The organism is Seonamhaeicola sp. (assembly GCF_028281565.1).
Taxonomy (GTDB): Bacteria; Bacteroidota; Bacteroidia; order Flavobacteriales; family Flavobacteriaceae; genus Seonamhaeicola.
In genome coordinates this window covers 370,376-387,538 of sequence record NZ_JANQJQ010000021.1, presented here as the reverse complement: position 1 = coordinate 387,538, position 17,163 = coordinate 370,376, and the positions used below count along the sequence as shown (strand labels likewise).

The window sequence follows — 17,163 nt, the reverse complement described above, 5'->3', positions numbered from 1 at the left end:
TCAAGAGGTATAAAAATCAAAGATTGTTGATTTTTCTATAGGCATTTGGGGTTTGGCCGGTCATTTTCTTAAAAAAACTACTGAAGTTATTAGGCGACTCAAAGTGCAGGGCATAGGCAATTTCCTTAACACTTTTGTCCGTTTGTAGTAATCGTGACTGCGCTAAACGCAGTATATGATTGTTAATATGGGTTTTGGCCGTATGCCCGGTAATTTGTTTTACCGTGGCATTTAAATGATTCGGATGAACCGCTAATAGTGCGGCATAATAACTTGGTGAATGCGACTTTTTAACTGACAAAGCAGTTTCGTAAAAACTGGTTTCAATCAGGGTTTGAAACCTTGACAATAAATGGATATCGGCTTTTCTGAAAGCTGCTTCGGCTTCTTCCCTATTGGTCTGTGCATTAAAAAACCGTTTTACAAAATTGAGTAATACCAATACCTGAGCTTCAATGATATTAATGGAATCTTTACTTAAATTCCGGTACTCCTCATAAATGGCTTCATAAATGGTCAGAAGTTTTGAAACCTCTTTCGGTTTGACTTCAAAGGGAATGGACTTATCTATTTTTAAAAAGGGAAATTCGGTTAACAGCTGTTGCAGGTGCTTTGATTGGGTAATAAACTCTTTTGAAAACATTAGATAGTAGCCTTCCCAATCCGGTAAAATATCCCAGGAAATAATTTGAAACGGCGAATTAAAAAACACGGTAGCGCCTTCCGGGAAATTGGTATGATGCCCTGAAATGGCTTTCCCGGAGCCTTCCACTTTTATAGCTATGGCATAAAACTCATGCTTAAAAGGAGGCATTTTTGCCACCACCGTAGGCATGTTTTCTTCAAAACTGCGGATATCAAAATACGGATGCCCGGGTTGCGAGATATTAATCGCTTTACAATACGCTTGTATGGTTTTAAAATGTTTCACTTATCAAATCTACAGTTCTTTTTGATAAAAGTAAACGCTTTGTTTGAAAGCATATTTCTTAAATTTACTGAAATATGCATAACAGATATGAAATCAATTGTTTTTATATCTGCGTTGTATGTAATTAACGCTCACCTCGAAAAGTCATCCCAAAACTCAGTAGTACGGATTATTTTTATATATTTGTACGTATAAGATAATTTATTATGGACACAAAATTAACTTTAAAGCTAAATCAAAGGGTTATTGAAAAAGCAAAGGCATATGCTTCTAATAAAAAAATGAGCTTATCCCGAATAGTTGAGGCTTATTTACAGTCTTTGACTTCAGAAAATGAAACATCTGAATTTGAGATTTCACCTTTTATCAAAAGTATCACGACCGGAACTGAAATCCCATCGGATTTGGACTATAAAAAAGAATATTCTGATTATTTAATTGAGAAGTATAAATGAGTAAAAGGGTTTTTATAGACACTAACATAATGTTAGACTTTTTGGGAGAGAGGAAACCTTTTTATGAACCAATTGCCAAAATTGCAACCTTGGCTGAAAAAGAAAAACTGACCATGGTTGTATCACCTATTTCATTTGCAACCGTAAACTATTTTCTGGAAAAATTTGAGAGTAAAAAAATAGCAAGGGAAAAATTAAGAAAGTTTAAGATAATTTGTGAAATATGCTCTTTGGACGAACAAACTATTGAAAAAGGTCTTAATTCTTCTATAAAGGATTTTGAAGATGCTCTACAATATTTTAGTGCAACCGAATCGGAATGCGAAATTATAATAACAAGAAACGGAAAGGACTTTAAGAAATCTTTACTACCTATAATGACAGCGGAGGAATTTCTAAAATCTTTAAATATAAAATAACTACTCCCAACATTGGTCATCATTACACAAGGTTCCTGCTCTTCGAAGTTTTGCCATGCTGAGCTTGGCGAAGTATAACTTCGAACCAGAGTTTACAAAACCAAAGCTTTGATTTTACAGAAGTATGCGAAGTTTAAAACTTCGCATAGCAAGCCCGTAATGCGAGGTTTTAGTGCATTTAAAAAGAATCCTCAAAACAATTTTGATAATAATTTGGAAATTTGATAAGACATTTATATTTTTGACTGACCATTTAGTCAATTAAAAAATGAATATATCAGTATTTAAAACATCCATAAAACAAGAAGACATTAAACATGTCAACTCCATCCTAAGAATGATAGCACCAAATTGTATCTGGGACTTTGACCTTGAAGATTGTGACCACATTCTGAGAGTGCAAAGCGAGACCAATATAAATGAGTTAGTTTGCTTTCATCTTAAAATTGACGGTTTCATTTGTGAAGAATTAAACTAAGTTTTATATGTCACCAAGAACATCTGAACAATATCAACATATAAGAGATCAAAGCAGGAAATTAATCAAGAATTCTGCCCTGGTATTGTTCTCAAAAAATGGCTTCAGCTCCACCAAAGTTGATGATATTGCAAAACATGCCAAAGTATCAAAAGGTTTAATCTACAATTATTTTAGTAGCAAAGATGACTTACTTAAAGAAATATTGGCTGATGCCACTTTGAGAGGTCAAAAAGTAATTGAAAAAATAGAGCGTTTGGATTTATCGGCGAGAGAACGCTTAAAATATCTGGTTGAATACATTTTTGATATGATGCAGGAAGACTTTGAATATTGGAAACTAGTGAATGCTTTGTCTTATCAGGAAGATGTACTGGAACTTCTGTCACACACAATTAAGGAATATCTGGAAAAAATGATCTCTATTAAGACACAGCTTTTTAAAGAAATTGGTAGCCCTGATCCGTTGATTGACACCTATTCATTAAGTGCCTTATTAGATGGTGTTTTTGTACAATATATCCACTTACAAGACAATTATCCAATGACTCAAATGAAAAAGCACATTCTGGAAACTTACTTAAAATAACTAATTGTTGTAGATAATATTTTTTTAAAAAATATGTAAAGTTTTAAACCGTGTAAAGATAAATTACAGAGGACTACCAACACAAGGTAGCCCTCTATAAAATTTAAGATGTTGCTACCTGCTCCAACCCTTCCCACAAGAGTTTTAAATTAAAAAGGGCCTGTTTCTCTTCGGAATTAAAACACACAGTTGTGTTATACAAAGCGAGATCATGAATCCTTTTTAAAGAGGTAATGACCTCCTCAATACCGTGAAGTTTGATATTATCTACAAGTTTCTTTTCGGGAGCGGTAGTGAAATAAAGCCGTTTTGACCTGTCAAATACATAGCTAATGTGCTCTAAAAATCTGATCTGTTTTGGAGAAAGCGGTTCTCCTTGTTTTACTTCGGTAATAAATAAACCGTAAGGGGTCTGTACCAAGTTATCATGAATACATACCAATTGCCCATTTTGTGTTCGCATAAAAATGAAATTTAAGGTTAATGAATTTAAAAAGAAGGGAAGTCACTGCGAACACATTCCAAGCGGTGCTTAGATAGGTCTCGGGACTTACACCCGTATGCTTCCCCATGATTTTCTGTTTCAGACATAATTGAAATAACTTCACCATTGATAATAAATTTGAAATATGTTCGCATTTCAAATATACGACTAAAAATGAAATGAAAGAAAAAACCGATAACATAGCATATTAAAAAAAAGCCATTTTCTTTAACATAAGAATGTCAAGGTTTAATGGCTAAATGGTGCTCGCATGAGGCTGACCTTTGGTGGCACAATAATTGTATATATTTTGACTAAATTTTATCGGATAGACATTACGGCATACGAATTCAACAACACTCTAAGTTTTGCAATTACGCTGATTATTTTGTCTATGATTTTTGGACAACTAATTTTTCCGATTAACATTATTTACGGACTTATAAAAAAGAAAAATAAAAGTATTAATTAACAATAATTATAAATAAATGAAAAAAATATCGATCTTTTTATTGGTGCCTTTCTTTGGATTTGTTAATGTTTTATCCGGACAAGAAAACACCGGTAGTTATTCCACTATTTTAAAAAATGAAACCCCAAATTTTGCCACGTTTTCAACTGATGGAAAATATATTGCCGCGGGAGTCTACGGTGCTATAAGGATTTGGGAAACCGGTACGGAGAAATTCAAAGATTACAAAACCAATTTAAAAAATGAAACGCCTCTTTTTGTTTGCTTTTCACCAAACGACAAATACATGGCGGCAGGTGTTTACGGCGCTGTAAGAGTTTGGGAATTACATACAAATAGTTTTACCGATTATGAGGTTAAACTAAAAAATGAGACCCCAAATGGTGTTTGTTTTTCTCCAAACGGAGAACATATGGCCGCAGGTATTTATGGAGCTGTAAGAGTTTGGGATCTTAAATCCGGGGCGTTTACAGATTATCCAACAAGGCTAAGGAATGAAACGCCAAAACATGTTAGTTTCTCGGCGGACAGCCAGTTTATTGCTGCGGGTGTGTATGGAGAAGTTCGTACCTGGAACATTAGCGAAATGTGATACCTTGTTTTTATATAGCTAACTCATAATTATTTGCCATAATCCATAATGCATTTCAAAGCTCAATAGTCTTGTTTAGCAAAGACCTGCCAGGTTTTCGAAACCCTGCTCTTCGAAGTTTTCCCGTACTGAGCTTGTCGAAGTATAACTTCGAAGTCATTCAAACTTTATATAAATACCCGGGATTTTTGTCTTGGTGACGTCCTGATTTGTAGGAATATTTCTTAAATTTACTGCAAACAAAAGCTAATAATAGCAATGATCCATTACACTCATTGGTTAATTATATGAACTACACTTACATTTAATTAGGGGTATCACAAATTGTGATACCTCTTCTTACATTTACTATATGAAATTAACAAAAGGAGACAAGGACATAGCCAAGAACATAATTCCTCTTAGAAATGACCGTATAATTCTGGATATACATCTGGCTCAAATGTATGAAGTTGAAACCAGAGCCTTGAAACAACAGGTTAGAAGAAATTTGGATAGATTTCCTGAAGATTTCATGTTCGAACTCAATGCATCGGAAATCGATTTGATGGTATCACAAAATGTGATACCTAACAAAGGTGTTTTAGGAGGGGCAAAACCAATGGCATTTACAGAACAAGGCGTCGCCATGCTTTCAAGTGTCTTAAGAAGTAAGAAAGCAGTTGAAGTAAACATTGCAATTATGAGAACATTTGTCCATGTGAGAAGAATTCTTGAAGATAACCAGGAACTGGCAAAACAGGTAAAGCAACTAGAGAAAAAATACGATGAGCAATTCCAGATCGTTTTTAATGCAATTAAAAAGCTAATTGAAAAGAAAAACCCTCCAAGAAATCCTATTGGATATAAAGCAAAAGAGAAAAAATAATCAGTTTACAATTATCTACTGCACCTGCCTTAACTGGTTATACATGCCAACATACTGCTGATTATTAGGATATAACTGTACCAATTGTTGGGCTATGTTTCTGGCCTTGCCTATTTGTCCGTTCTTTTGATAGATATAGGCCAGTACATATAACAGATCGCCATTTTGTGGTGCCAGTTTTAAGCCTTTCACAGCGATTTCTTCAGCTTTTTTAAAGTTATTGACTTTATCGTATAATAGGCTTAAATTGTAGTAGAACCTGATATTTTCCGGCATATATTTTATAGCCAATATCATTTGTTCTATAGCCTCTTCGGTTCTGTTTTGCTCGCCTAACAATAAGGCATAGGAATAATAAGTCTGACCAAATTCCGGTTCCTGACTTATAATGGTCTTAAACGCTGCTTCGGCTTCTTCAACCTGCCCGTTTCTATAGTATAGATTGGCTAAATTGCTTCTTATAATGTTATTAAGGTTATCAACCTCTAAAGCACTTTCAAACGATTTTATAGCATTCAATAAATCGCCCTTCTTTAAATAGTAGCCACCGCGTTTGGCACGTCCTCCGGCAAAATCCGAGGTCACACTTAAGTGTACTTCAAACTCCTTTTTAACTTTTTTATAGGCGTCCTTATATTCGTCCGGGATCTGAAGTTCATCCAACGAGCTTAAAGCAAAAAACGCTTTTATCCTAACCGTTCGTTTTGGGTCTTTCAACAAGGGTAAAAAGTAGTTTACGTAATCCTCATTGGTTATTTCGCTAAGCGCATCAATGGTAGCACCTCTTACAATAGGCGATTCGTCTTTTAAAAAGCGAAGCATATCATTGATCACCTCCCGGTTAAAATAATTGGTCATCAAATTAACCGCTGATGCCCTGGCAATATCCGGGTAAATAGTATCACTCGCCATGGTTAACAGATCATGGTATCCCTCTGCTTCCCCGGTAAATGCCGGAGCCAGTAAATCGGAAAAATGTGTATAATCCGGTTCACCATAATTCTTTTTAAAATGCTCCCAGGCCCATTCGTTGGACTTATCCGTATGACATCTCACGCAGGCATTTGGCGTCCCGTATTTTAAACTTTGGTCCGGCCTTGGAATTCTGAAACTATGGTCACGCCTGTAATCATTCCCCATATAAATTTTGCCATCCATATGGCAGTTGATACACTGGGCGCCTTCTGAATTTACCTCATGAAAATGGTGGGAAGGTGTATCATACTTTGGAGGTTCATGACACTGCAGACACAGGGCATTCCCTTCAAACCTTAATTTTAAAGAATGCGGATCATGGCAATTGGTACAGGTCACATTGTGCTGATACATTTTACTTTGAACGAACGATCCGTATACATACACCTCATCCAGGATCTGTCCGTCCGGATGATACAAATTATTAGTGAGGATTTGAGGGAAGTAATGATCCATCATAGTGCCTTCAAAATTGAAATGACCGGAGAATTGCTCCCTTCTCATATGACACCGGGCACATTGGTCCACTAATTCTTTTGGCTCAGTATCAGCGGTCATCCACATGCCTTCGGTAGCTACATAATTATCACCCAGTTCGTTAACCTGCTCTACATGCGCTTTTCCCGGGCCATGACAGGCCTCACAATTCACGTTGATAATGGCGTATTTGGTATCGTAGCTGTGATCTGCCTGCTTGTAGTTCTTTCTAACATTGGTGGAATGGCAATCGGCACACATGTTATTCCAGTTAAGACCACCCCTGGACCAGTGCAACCATTCCGAATGCACTACTTTAAAATCCGGGTATAGGTCAAACCATTTGTTCTTTTCTGTATCCCAGGCGGTTCTTAAACATTGGTAATGTCCGTTAGGAAATTTAACAATGTATTGCTGTAACGGTGTAATTCCAAAGGTATATTCAATTTTATAATCGTGGTTTTCGCCATCCGGTCCTTCCGTATTTACATAATAACCATCATCCTTTTTAAAAAAACGAGAGGTGACCCCCTGGCTCTTAAAGCTGGTATTATTGAAATCGGCCAATATGGTAGCATCGGTAGCAATTTGCATTGCTTTGTCATGGTGAGACCCCTGCCAGTCCTTAACTTCGTCTATATGGCATACGGCACAGGCCTTATCGCCTAAAAAATGATCATCGGGAATTAGTTCCGAAGACACAAAAACACTTTCTTTTTTAGCTTCAACGTACTTATTTTCTTTATTGTTACAGGAAACTAACAGGATAATGGCTAATACAAATAATAAATTATTTGTTTTTATTTTAAAAAAAGAAAGGGCTGTGAACATAGTTTAAACTGGTACCGAAAATTTGTATATAAACGCCTCAAAAATAGGCTTTACTTCCGGGTTTACAAAGAAATACAGGTATTAAAAAGATCGTCTTCTTTACGGCAACATCGTTGTTGTTTTTTATCGCTTAACAAATGTTAATTTCTCTATTTATTAGATTATATCATATAAATTCATTACTTTTGTTTAACTTATATCTAATTTTGATGAACAATATACAGGTTAATTTTAGTATAAAAGATTTGGAAAATCTTACCGGAATTAAAGCACACACCATTAGAATATGGGAAAAGCGCTATAATTTACTGCAGCCTAACAGGTCGGATACTAACATAAGAAACTATAGTATAAGTAGCCTCCAAAAACTGCTCAATATTTCTTTTTTAAATAATAACGGTTATAAAATTTCAAAAATAGCCGATTTAAAAGAAGAAGAAATCCCTATTAAGGTCAGAGAAATTGCCTCACGATCTAAAGTTGAGGATCATGCCATTAACGCTTTAAAAATGGCTATGATCAATTTTGATCAGGTACTGTTTTACAATACGTACAACAACCTCATTGAAAACAAGACCTTTAGTGAGATCTTTTACACTGTTTTTCTGCCTCTATTGAACGAAATAGGCATCTTATGGCAAACAAGTACCATAACACCGGCGCATGAACATTTTCTTTCCGTACATATAAAGCAAAAGATCCTTTTAAATATAGAACGGCTTCAAAGTTTAGAGCCCAAACCGGCATCAAAGACATTCATCCTGTTTTTACCTGAAAATGAGATACATGACATTGGTCTATTGTTCATTAACTACCAATTAAGAAGTAAAGGCTACCATACCATATTTTTAGGAGAAAGTGTGCCTTTAGACAGTTTAACCAGTGTTCTTGAGTTCTTTAATGAGATTACCTTTATCTCATATTTTACGGTCAATCCGGAAATAGATAAAATACCTGATTACATTAGTGAGTTCAATGAACTATTGTTAGAAGACAACAATCATGACCTCTTATTATTAGGCCCGAAGCTCTTAAGAACCGATGATATCAAAACGCCTGAAAAAGTCACTATTTATCCAACTATTGAAGACCTGGTAGCGATTTTATAGTATTTAAATTTTATTTTGTTTAACTTTTTTATATATTTGTTAAACAAAATGAAAAAACGTATTATAATAATCGGTTCCGGCTTTTCGTCTTTAGCAGCTTCTTGTTACCTGGCTAAAGCAGGCTACGCCGTAACCATACTGGAAAAAAACGACACTATTGGCGGCAGGGCCAGGCAATTGCAAAAGGATGGATTTACCTTCGATATTGGCCCCACCTGGTATTGGATGCCTGATGTTTTTGAACGCTTTTTTGCTGATTTTAATAAAAAACCTTCGGATTACTACACCCTGGAAAAACTCAATCCAGCCTATAGCGTTTACTTTGATAAAGATGAATTTATTACCATTGAGGATTCTTTAGAAAAAATAAGCAACACCTTTGAGAACATTGAATCAGGCAGTTCCGCCAGGCTCAATGAATTTATTGGAAAAGCCAAAAGAAATTATAACATAGCTATTAAAGACCTGGTGTACAAACCCGGTGTTTCTCCTTTGGAGCTGGTATCGGTTTCAACCGTAAAACGATTAAACCAGTTCTTCAGTAATGTAAAAAAGGATGTTCGCAAGGCCTTTAAAAATGATAAACTGGCAAAAATTCTTGAATTTCCGGTGTTGTTTCTGGGAGCCAAACCCAGTAATACACCGTCGTTCTACAATTTTATGAACTATGCCGATTTCGGTTTGGGCACCTTTCATCCTAAAAAAGGCATGTACGAGGTGATCCTCGCTTTGGAATCTTTAGCAAGAGAACTTGGAGTAGTTATTAAAACCGGTACTCCCGTTGAAGGCATTAAAGTGGAAAAAGGCAAAGCAAAAGGAGTCGTTTCAAATAAGTTTGTTTACAGTGCCGATATTGTTTTAAGCGGAGCCGATTACTGGCATACCGAAACCCTTCTGAAAAAGCCATACAGGCAATATTCCAAGAATTATTGGAAGAAAAAAACCTTTGCCCCTTCTTCCCTGTTATTTTATGTAGGTTTCGATAAAAAACTTAAAAATGTCAATCATCATACTTTATTTTTTGATGTAGACTTTGACATACATGCCCATGCTATTTATGATGATCCCAAATGGCCGGAAAATCCGCTATTTTATGCCAGCTTCCCCAGTAAAACGGATCATTATGTTGCTCCTGAAGGCAAGGAAGCAGGTATTTTTTTAATTCCGTTAGCACCGGGATTAAAAGACACGGAAGCCTTAAGAGAACAGTATTTTAAAAAAATAATCAAAAGATTTGAAGACCTCACCTCTCAAAAAGTATCGGATCATATTCTTTTTAAAGAATCTTTCTGTGTAAAAGACTTTAAAAAAGATTATAACTCCTATAAGGGGAATGCCTACGGGATGGCTAATACTTTAACACAAACCGCCTTTTTAAGGCCCAAACTTAAAAGTAAAAAGGTCAAAAATTTGTATTTTACAGGGCAGCTTACTGTACCTGGTCCCGGTGTACCGCCCTCCTTAATTTCAGGAAAATTAGTATCAGAATTAATAACAAAACATCATCAACAATGAAACAATTATTTGATACCGTATCCTACGGTTGCAGTAAAATGGTTACCAAAACGTATAGTACCTCTTTTTCTTTGGCAACTAAAATGCTAGCCAGTTCCATTAGAAATGATATCTACAATATTTACGGATTTGTTAGGCTGGCGGACGAAATTGTGGACTCGTTTCACGATTACGAAAAAGAAATACTATTCAACAGGTTTTCTGAAGATTTGGAATCCGCTTTAAAGGATAAAATAAGTTTAAACCCGATTCTGAATGCCTTTCAACACACCTACCATAAATATAATATTGACAGGCGTTTGGTTGATGCCTTTATGACAAGTATGCGCCTGGATCTGCATAAAACAGATTATTTGACCGATGAAGAATACAAAGCATACATTTACGGATCTGCCGATGTTGTAGGCTTAATGTGCCTGAAAGTGTTTGTTAAAGGAGATGATGCCAAATACGAAGCTTTGAAAGATACGGCGATGTCTTTAGGTTCTGCCTTTCAAAAGGTTAACTTTTTAAGAGACCTTAAAGCTGATTTCGATGATTTGAACAGAAGTTATTTCCCGAATACGGACCTTAATAATTTAAGTGAGGCCTCTAAAAAAGAGATCATTGATGATATTGAGACTGATTTTTCCAAGGGGTTATCCGGTATTAAAAAACTGCCCATGGAAGCTAAATTCGGGGTATTTATGGCTTACCGGTATTACAGACAACTTCTAAAAAAATTAAAGAAAACGCCGGCGCTCAAAATAAAAAGCACCAGAATAAGAGTGTCTAATCCAAAAAAAATTGAGCTTTTAATGCGCAGTTATGTTAAATATCAACTAAATTTATTGTAATTTAAAGTCATGCAAACTGTTTTGTGGATATTGGTTTTTTTAGCAGCGTATTGCACCATGGAATTTATGGCCTGGTTTACCCATAAATACATTATGCACGGGTTTTTATGGAGTTTACATAGGGACCACCACAAAAAAGACCATGATAGTTGGTTTGAGCGTAATGATGTCTTTTTTATATTTTATGCCGTAGTTAGTATTAGTTTCATTCTACTTTGGGAATTTGCCGATTTTTGGGCAGGCTTACCCATTGGCCTGGGCATTTTTGCTTATGGCGTTTCTTATTTTATAGTTCACGATATTTTTATTCACCAGCGCTTTAAGCTATTTAGAAATGCCAATAATTGGTATGCAAAGGGTATTAGAAGGGCGCACAAAATACATCACAAGCATTTAGGAAAGAAAGACGGCGAATGTTTTGGGATGTTATTTGTTCCTTTTAAATACTTTAAAAAGTAATTGCATGAATTACTTGTATTTGTTACTGAACTTAGGCTCGATAAGTATCCCTTTTTTATTTAGTTTCCATCCTAAATTAAAATTCTACAAACTATGGAGGTCCTTACTTAAAAGTATGTTTATTTCCATGCTTGTTTTTATTCCCTGGGATATTGTTTTTACAGCCAATGGGTTTTGGGGGTTTAACAGTGCATACCTTTTAGGTTTTGAACTTTTTTATTTGCCTGTTGAAGAATGGCTCTTCTTTATTTGTATACCTTATGCCTGTGTGTTTACGCATTATGCGCTGTTATACTACTTCCCTAACCTGGGACTTCCCGATAATTACACCAAAATGATCGCTTATATATTGGTCTTTTTATTTACCATTGTTATAGTTTACAATTACAACAAATGGTACACGTTAATAAACTTTACACTGGCCATTATATTGATCTATATTACGCTTAAAACGCAGCTGAAGTTATTAAGTCAATTTTATATTACCTTTTTGGTAATGCTTATACCGTTTTTTATTGTAAATGGTATCCTAACCGGAAGTTATATTCAAGATGAGGTTGTTTGGTATAACAATGCCGAAAATTTAAATATCAGACTGTTCACCATACCCGTTGAAGATGCTGTTTATGCGTTTTCCCTGATCCTGTTGAACTTATTTTTGATGGTATCTTTTCAAAGATCTCAAAAAACTAGCCAGTCACCACATTGATAGGGTTACCATCCAAATAAGCTTCCAGATTCTTTATGGCGGTATGTAATAATCTTGCTCTGGCCTCTTTTGGCGCCCAGGCAATGTGCGGCGTAATAATACAATTTCTGGCATTTAACAATGGATTATCTGCCTTCATAGGCTCGGCCGAAACCACATCAACCGCAGCTCCCGAAACCTTTCCCGAATTTAATGCTTCGGCTAAATCTTCTTCAATAACCAATCCGCCCCTGGCCGTATTGATGATCTTAACACCATCCTTCATTTTCGCAATATTATTGGTATTAATAATACCTTTAGTACTTTCAAAAAGCGGACAATGCAAACTAATGATATCAGATTCGGCAAATAAGTCATCCAGCACTACAAACCTGCAAGCATCCGTCTCAAATTCCGGTCTTTTGGTCCTGGTATTCACTAAAATACGCAACCCGAAAGCCTGGGCTACTTTAGCTACTGCCTGACCAATGCTTCCAAAACCAATGATACCCAAAGTTTTTCCGTCCAGTTCCATAAGCGGCGAATTCCAAAAGCAAAAGTCTATGGCATTCACCCAATCCCCATTATGGACCGCATTGCTATGGTTTCCAACATGATAACACATTTCCAGTAACAACGCCATGGTAAACTGCGCCACCGATTGGGTACTGTAACTGGGTACATTGGTAACCGTAATGCCTAATGCTTTGGCAACAGCAACATCAACTACATTGTAGCCCGTTGCAAGTACCCCTACATACTTAACGGATGGCACCTTTTCAAGGACTTCTTTAGGCAAAGGCGTTTTATTAGTGTAAACGATTTCAGCGTCGCCAATAGTTTTAATAATTTCCTTTGTATCATACGGCGTTCTGTCGTGCACCATTAAATCTCCATATTGAGCTATGGCATCCCAGCTTAAATCGCCCGGGTTTAATGTGTATCCGTCTAAAACTACTATTTTCAATGGCTTTTGTTTTACTGTTGCATTAATTTGTCTATGGTTTCTCTAATAGTACTACTGTTCCAATTAGCGGCCCCGGTTTTATCAATAATGATCTTCCCGGTTTTATCAATTAAAAAGGTTCTGGGGATACTATTCACTTTAAACAACGCACCCTCATTTGAAACCGGCCTGTAAACCTTAAAGGTATAATCATTTTTTTCCAGAAACGCATCTACAACGGAAAACTTTTCATCTGTTACAAAAATGAAATCAATTTTGTCGCTATAATCATTATATAATTCCTGGAGACTTGGCATTTCCGCAATGCAAGGTGGACACCAGGTAGCCCAAAAATTTACTAAAACTATGTGTCCTTTGGTCTGGTTAAAATTAAAAAGATCACCTTGATTGTCTTTCAGTTCCCAGTTATACGTTGTTAAGTCTTTTTGCTTTTCATCACTTAAAACAGATGGACTAATAAGGGCCAACCCTTTATTTATAAATATTTGAACAGGTTTCCTGGTTTGAGGTATGATCAAAACGGCAACAATCACTAAAAACAGTATATCTTTTAATTTGGGTTTTTTAAAACGCATGTTTTACAAATAAAAAGCATGGTCTCTTTATTGAAACCATGCTTCAAATCTAAAAAAAACAATTAATCCTTCTATATAACAATTTACATTATCTGGAAACCATTCCGGTTAAACCTTTTACCGGTCCGTCTCCCATCATAATTACTGTATGGTTCATAGCATCATTAGGAACCATATGGGCTAATGGCTTTAAGGTAAATGGTGCGGCACTGTTATCAGGATCCGGCTCCACCGAAATAACCACGGTTCTTCCTTTCAGATCTGTTGGGAATGTTAAACCTGCAGGCGCATTTTGTAAATAATCTTCTCCTGGATATGCCGGTCCGTTATTTGCATCGCCCTTGAACATAGATGTTGCGGCATTATCATCGGCGGTATCTACCATGGTAAACGTTCCTGTGGTTATTGGTGTACCATCAAACACCACCCAACCTTCATATTTCCAACCGGCCGATAATGCGGGTAAATTTAACCCGGCTACAGGACTTCCACCGGAGTTATCTAAAAACCAAACACCGCTGGCTTCATTGGTATCATCGGTATCTGTAGGCGTTGCCAAAATGTATTTTCCCGACGAAGTACTAAAATCTCCAACAATGCCACTGGAACTTACACTGGCTTCATTTCCTGAAAAATCACCTGCCAAAATTTTTGTAGCTGCCGGTGCCGGGTCCGGATCAACAGCCGGCTCAATGGAGAGTACAAAGGTGGTTGCCTTTCTTAACTGAGACCTGTTAACATTAAATGTTTGCGGAAAACTAACCGAAGAAAATGTGCCTGTTGAAACCGGTGAGCCATCAACAATAATCCAGCCTTCATAAACAAAATCCGGACCTAACGCTTCTAAACCATCCAGATTTAAGGTCAATCTTGATGTTTTTATCGGGTTGTCATCATCACTACATGAAACGGTTAAAAACCCTATAGTCAAAACCGCCAGAAATACTTTTTTTATCATCACTCTTAATTTTTAAAGTTATTTAATACTTCAAAATTAAATGGTGAAGGTCTTATAAAATGTTAGCTACCTAACACTAGGCAATTTTTTTGTGGATTCTTATTTCTTTTCGGCTGAACTCTATGATGTTTTCTTCCTTTAGCTCGTTTAATAATATGTTAAGTGTTGGCCTGGAAGTACCTATTAAGGAAGCAATATCTCTTTGGGTATAGGGGTGATGAATGACTTTATCTCCTGTTTTTTCACAGTCATATCCGTAATCTGCACACAATTCTTCTAAAAACTCAATCAATCTGGTCTTGGCATCTTTAAATAATAATATTTGCAAACGTCTTTCCAGCTTGCGTAATTTAAACCCAATAAGCTTATAGATCTTTAAACTGAATGTTTGATTATCCCGCATTAAGCTGTGCATGGTTTCCACACCTATAGGGCATATACTTGTAGCATTATCAACTGACTGTGCAAATTCTTCTCGTTTGGATTCACCTAAAATAGCTGTTTCGCCAAACAGATCGCCACGGGTTAAAATAGATTTCACCACTTCAATGCCGTCTTCATTATAATACCCTATTTTTACCTTACCCTTCTCTATGAGGTAAACCTTATTGGATGAGTCTGCTTCAAAATAGATGTAGTCTTTCTTTTTATAGGAATCAAAATCATGTGCCGCTTTATAGGCTTTATATTTATGCGGGCACAGTACTTTAAAGAGGTTTACATCGTCAAAAAACCATAGCGAATTCATTAAGCCAGTCTTTATTTGTTAATGACATGTGTGTCGAAAAACCAAAGTAAACCTTACAACATAGATATAAAAAAACCTCCCGTTTCAGGAGGTTTTGAACATTTATTCTTCTTCGTCTGATGCAGCATCATTGTCATCATCTAAAAAGCCCAGCATATCATGTTGCTGAAGCAAATTATACCACTGAATGACCTTTTTAATATCGCTGGCATACACTCTGTCTTCATCATAATCCGGCAGAACATTAAAGAAGTATTCTTCGAGTTCGTCTTTACTGTCCTTTGGCTTTACTGATGTTTTCTCACCATTTTCTTTTTCCTTGATCTTTTTCAGGACGTCTTTTAAAGGCACTTCTTCTGCCAGCGTATAAATAGCTATTTCACTTAACACACTTACATTACTTTGGATACCTACGGAAATACGTTTTTTATCAATTAATGATTCTGCTACAAAACCACCACGCGTTTGAGCTATTAATTTGTATAATCCCGGTTTACCTGAAATTGAAAGTACTTTTTCTAAACTCATATTATTTTTTTGAAAGGCGCAAATATCAACCGTTTATTACGGTATTGCAAATATTATCGTTTCTTTTTTTGATCCGGAAAACGCATTCTGTAATCCACATTAATTTTTCCTTTGGATATATTGTTGAGTTTTCCTTTTATCAGTCTTTTTTTGAAGCTGGATAGTTTGTCTGTAAACAAAATACCCTCAATGTGGTCGTACTCATGTTGAATGACCCTGGCTATTAATCCGTTGAATTTCTCAGTATGTTTTTTGAAGTTTTCGTCATAATACTCAATTGTAATCACCGGTTGCCTGAACACGTCTTCTCTAACATCGGGAATGCTTAAACAGCCTTCATTAAAAGCCCATTCGTCCCCCTCTTCTTCTAAAATAGTGGCATTGATAAAGACACGCTTAAAGTCTTTTAACTCATTTTTTTCTTCTTCCGTGAAATTTTCATCTTCTGAAAAAGGCGTTGTATCTACTAAAAACAATCGGATTGGCAACCCAATTTGAGGGGCCGCCAAACCTACGCCATAAGCATTATACATGGTTTCAAACATGTTTTCTAAAAGGCCTTCCAGATTAGGGTAATCCTGAGAGATCTCTTTTGCTTTCCTTTTTAAAACAGGATCGCCGTAGGCTACAATTGGTAAAATCATAAGTAAATGAGCTATTAATGCTGCAAAAATACAATACTATATTTTATTGACGGTATTTATTTGGAATATAAATAACTTTGAAGGATAAGCGTTGCACTAATTTCGTCTATTAAAGCTTTATTCTTTCGCTGACTCTTTTTTAATCCGCTATCGATCATGGTTTGAAATGCCATTTTGGACGTGAAACGTTCATCAACTCTCTGATTGGGAATATTAGGGAATTCGCTTTTTAAAACCTCAATGAGCTTCTGGATAAAAACTTCACTTTCAGAAGCCGTATTATCCATTTGTTTTGGTTCTCCTATCAAAAATAATTCAACCTGCTCTTTACTGGTATAGTCTTTTAAAAACGTTATGAGCTCTTTTGTGCTAACTGTAGTCAGACCGGAAGCAATTATCTGTAATTCATCTGTTACAGCTAAGCCTGTTCTTTTGGTTCCGTAATCAATTGCTAATATTCTGGCCATCAAATTAATTTGCACAAAAATAGTAAAGAATTTATGTAAACGCTTTATTTAGATCCCGAATCCCGAAACAAGTTCGGGATGACCATTCCGGATTCAAC

At 36.0% G+C, this 17,163-nt stretch carries 21 protein-coding genes; 11 read left to right on the top strand and 10 right to left on the bottom strand.

The window, feature by feature from the left end:
- Nucleotides 1-16: 16 nt before the first annotated feature.
- A complete protein-coding gene (locus tag Q0983_RS11455) occupies nucleotides 17-931 on the bottom strand; it encodes a helix-turn-helix domain-containing protein (protein WP_299553034.1) in 915 nt (304 codons plus the stop codon).
- A 206-nt stretch (nucleotides 932-1,137) separates the two neighbouring features.
- Between Q0983_RS11455 and Q0983_RS11450 the strand changes: the two genes are divergently transcribed.
- The 4 genes from Q0983_RS11450 to Q0983_RS11435 all read left to right on the top strand — a co-directional run bounded on the left by Q0983_RS11450 (nucleotide 1,138) and on the right by Q0983_RS11435 (nucleotide 2,872).
- A complete protein-coding gene (locus Q0983_RS11450) occupies nucleotides 1,138-1,386 on the top strand; it encodes a DUF6364 family protein (RefSeq protein ID WP_299553031.1) in 249 nt (82 codons plus the stop codon).
- A complete protein-coding gene (locus tag Q0983_RS11445; RefSeq protein ID WP_299553029.1) occupies nucleotides 1,383-1,805 on the top strand; it encodes a PIN domain-containing protein in 423 nt (140 codons plus the stop codon). Before Q0983_RS11450 ends, Q0983_RS11445 begins: the two co-directional genes overlap by 4 nt.
- Before the next feature lie 268 nt (nucleotides 1,806-2,073).
- The gene (locus Q0983_RS11440; RefSeq protein WP_299553026.1) at nucleotides 2,074-2,283 is read left to right on the top strand and encodes a hypothetical protein; all 210 of its coding nucleotides are present in this window, start codon (nucleotides 2,074-2,076) and stop codon (nucleotides 2,281-2,283) included.
- 7 nt (nucleotides 2,284-2,290) lie between these two features.
- On the top strand, nucleotides 2,291-2,872 hold the full coding sequence (locus tag Q0983_RS11435; protein WP_299553023.1) for a TetR/AcrR family transcriptional regulator: 582 nt from the start codon (nucleotides 2,291-2,293) through the stop codon (nucleotides 2,870-2,872).
- Nucleotides 2,873-2,975: 103 nt separating this feature from the next.
- Here the strand turns inward: Q0983_RS11435 and Q0983_RS11430 are convergent, their stop codons facing one another.
- Nucleotides 2,976-3,335, bottom strand: a complete 360-nt coding sequence (locus tag Q0983_RS11430) for a hypothetical protein (RefSeq protein ID WP_299553021.1) — start codon at nucleotides 3,333-3,335, stop codon at nucleotides 2,976-2,978.
- 509 nt (nucleotides 3,336-3,844) lie between these two features.
- Between Q0983_RS11430 and Q0983_RS11425 the strand changes: the two genes are divergently transcribed.
- Nucleotides 3,845-4,420: a hypothetical protein gene (locus Q0983_RS11425; RefSeq protein WP_299553018.1), complete on the top strand. Its 576-nt coding sequence runs from the start codon at nucleotides 3,845-3,847 to the stop codon at nucleotides 4,418-4,420.
- 352 nt (nucleotides 4,421-4,772) lie between these two features.
- The gene (locus Q0983_RS11420) at nucleotides 4,773-5,288 is read left to right on the top strand and encodes an ORF6N domain-containing protein (RefSeq protein WP_299553015.1); all 516 of its coding nucleotides are present in this window, start codon (nucleotides 4,773-4,775) and stop codon (nucleotides 5,286-5,288) included.
- Nucleotides 5,289-5,303: 15 nt separating this feature from the next.
- Here the strand turns inward: Q0983_RS11420 and Q0983_RS11415 are convergent, their stop codons facing one another.
- Entirely contained in the window at nucleotides 5,304-7,571 is a 2,268-nt protein-coding gene (locus Q0983_RS11415; RefSeq protein ID WP_299553012.1) for a tetratricopeptide repeat protein, read from the bottom strand.
- A gap of 209 nt (nucleotides 7,572-7,780) precedes the next feature.
- Between Q0983_RS11415 and Q0983_RS11410 the strand changes: the two genes are divergently transcribed.
- The 5 genes from Q0983_RS11410 to Q0983_RS11390 are packed head-to-tail and all read left to right on the top strand — an operon-like array spanning nucleotide 7,781 to nucleotide 12,199.
- Complete coding sequence (locus tag Q0983_RS11410) at nucleotides 7,781-8,680, top strand: MerR family transcriptional regulator (protein WP_299553009.1); 900 nt, start codon at nucleotides 7,781-7,783, stop codon at nucleotides 8,678-8,680.
- Nucleotides 8,681-8,728: 48 nt separating this feature from the next.
- The gene (gene crtI, locus Q0983_RS11405) at nucleotides 8,729-10,195 is read left to right on the top strand and encodes a phytoene desaturase family protein (protein WP_299553006.1); all 1,467 of its coding nucleotides are present in this window, start codon (nucleotides 8,729-8,731) and stop codon (nucleotides 10,193-10,195) included.
- Complete coding sequence (locus Q0983_RS11400; RefSeq protein ID WP_299553003.1) at nucleotides 10,192-11,031, top strand: phytoene/squalene synthase family protein; 840 nt, start codon at nucleotides 10,192-10,194, stop codon at nucleotides 11,029-11,031. Before crtI ends, Q0983_RS11400 begins: the two co-directional genes overlap by 4 nt.
- 9 nt (nucleotides 11,032-11,040) lie before the next feature.
- Nucleotides 11,041-11,490 (top strand): sterol desaturase family protein, encoded by a 450-nt coding sequence (locus Q0983_RS11395; protein WP_299553000.1) that lies wholly within the window; start codon nucleotides 11,041-11,043, stop codon nucleotides 11,488-11,490.
- 4 nt (nucleotides 11,491-11,494) lie between these two features.
- Nucleotides 11,495-12,199, top strand: a complete 705-nt coding sequence (locus Q0983_RS11390; RefSeq protein WP_299552997.1) for a lycopene cyclase domain-containing protein — start codon at nucleotides 11,495-11,497, stop codon at nucleotides 12,197-12,199.
- Here the strand turns inward: Q0983_RS11390 and Q0983_RS11385 are convergent.
- From Q0983_RS11385 to ruvX, 7 genes are all read right to left on the bottom strand, one after another.
- On the bottom strand, nucleotides 12,180-13,145 hold the full coding sequence (locus tag Q0983_RS11385; RefSeq protein WP_299552994.1) for a D-2-hydroxyacid dehydrogenase: 966 nt from the start codon (nucleotides 13,143-13,145) through the stop codon (nucleotides 12,180-12,182). The two genes, Q0983_RS11390 and Q0983_RS11385, sit on opposite strands and share 20 nt — an antisense overlap.
- Nucleotides 13,146-13,156: 11 nt before the next feature.
- The gene (locus Q0983_RS11380; RefSeq protein ID WP_299552991.1) at nucleotides 13,157-13,720 is read right to left on the bottom strand and encodes a TlpA disulfide reductase family protein; all 564 of its coding nucleotides are present in this window, start codon (nucleotides 13,718-13,720) and stop codon (nucleotides 13,157-13,159) included.
- An 88-nt stretch (nucleotides 13,721-13,808) separates the two neighbouring features.
- Nucleotides 13,809-14,678, bottom strand: coding sequence for an anti-sigma factor (locus Q0983_RS11375; RefSeq protein ID WP_299552988.1), 870 nt, complete (start codon nucleotides 14,676-14,678; stop codon nucleotides 13,809-13,811).
- A 76-nt stretch (nucleotides 14,679-14,754) separates the two neighbouring features.
- Nucleotides 14,755-15,426, bottom strand: coding sequence for a Crp/Fnr family transcriptional regulator (locus Q0983_RS11370; RefSeq protein WP_299552985.1), 672 nt, complete (start codon nucleotides 15,424-15,426; stop codon nucleotides 14,755-14,757).
- Nucleotides 15,427-15,528: 102 nt separating this feature from the next.
- Nucleotides 15,529-15,954: a DUF5606 domain-containing protein gene (locus tag Q0983_RS11365; protein ID WP_299552982.1), complete on the bottom strand. Its 426-nt coding sequence runs from the start codon at nucleotides 15,952-15,954 to the stop codon at nucleotides 15,529-15,531.
- Nucleotides 15,955-16,007: 53 nt separating this feature from the next.
- Complete coding sequence (gene def, locus Q0983_RS11360; RefSeq protein WP_299552979.1) at nucleotides 16,008-16,598, bottom strand: peptide deformylase; 591 nt, start codon at nucleotides 16,596-16,598, stop codon at nucleotides 16,008-16,010.
- Nucleotides 16,599-16,654: 56 nt separating this feature from the next.
- Nucleotides 16,655-17,065, bottom strand: a complete 411-nt coding sequence (gene ruvX / locus Q0983_RS11355) for a Holliday junction resolvase RuvX (RefSeq protein WP_299552976.1) — start codon at nucleotides 17,063-17,065, stop codon at nucleotides 16,655-16,657.
- Nucleotides 17,066-17,163: the final 98 nt, after the last annotated feature.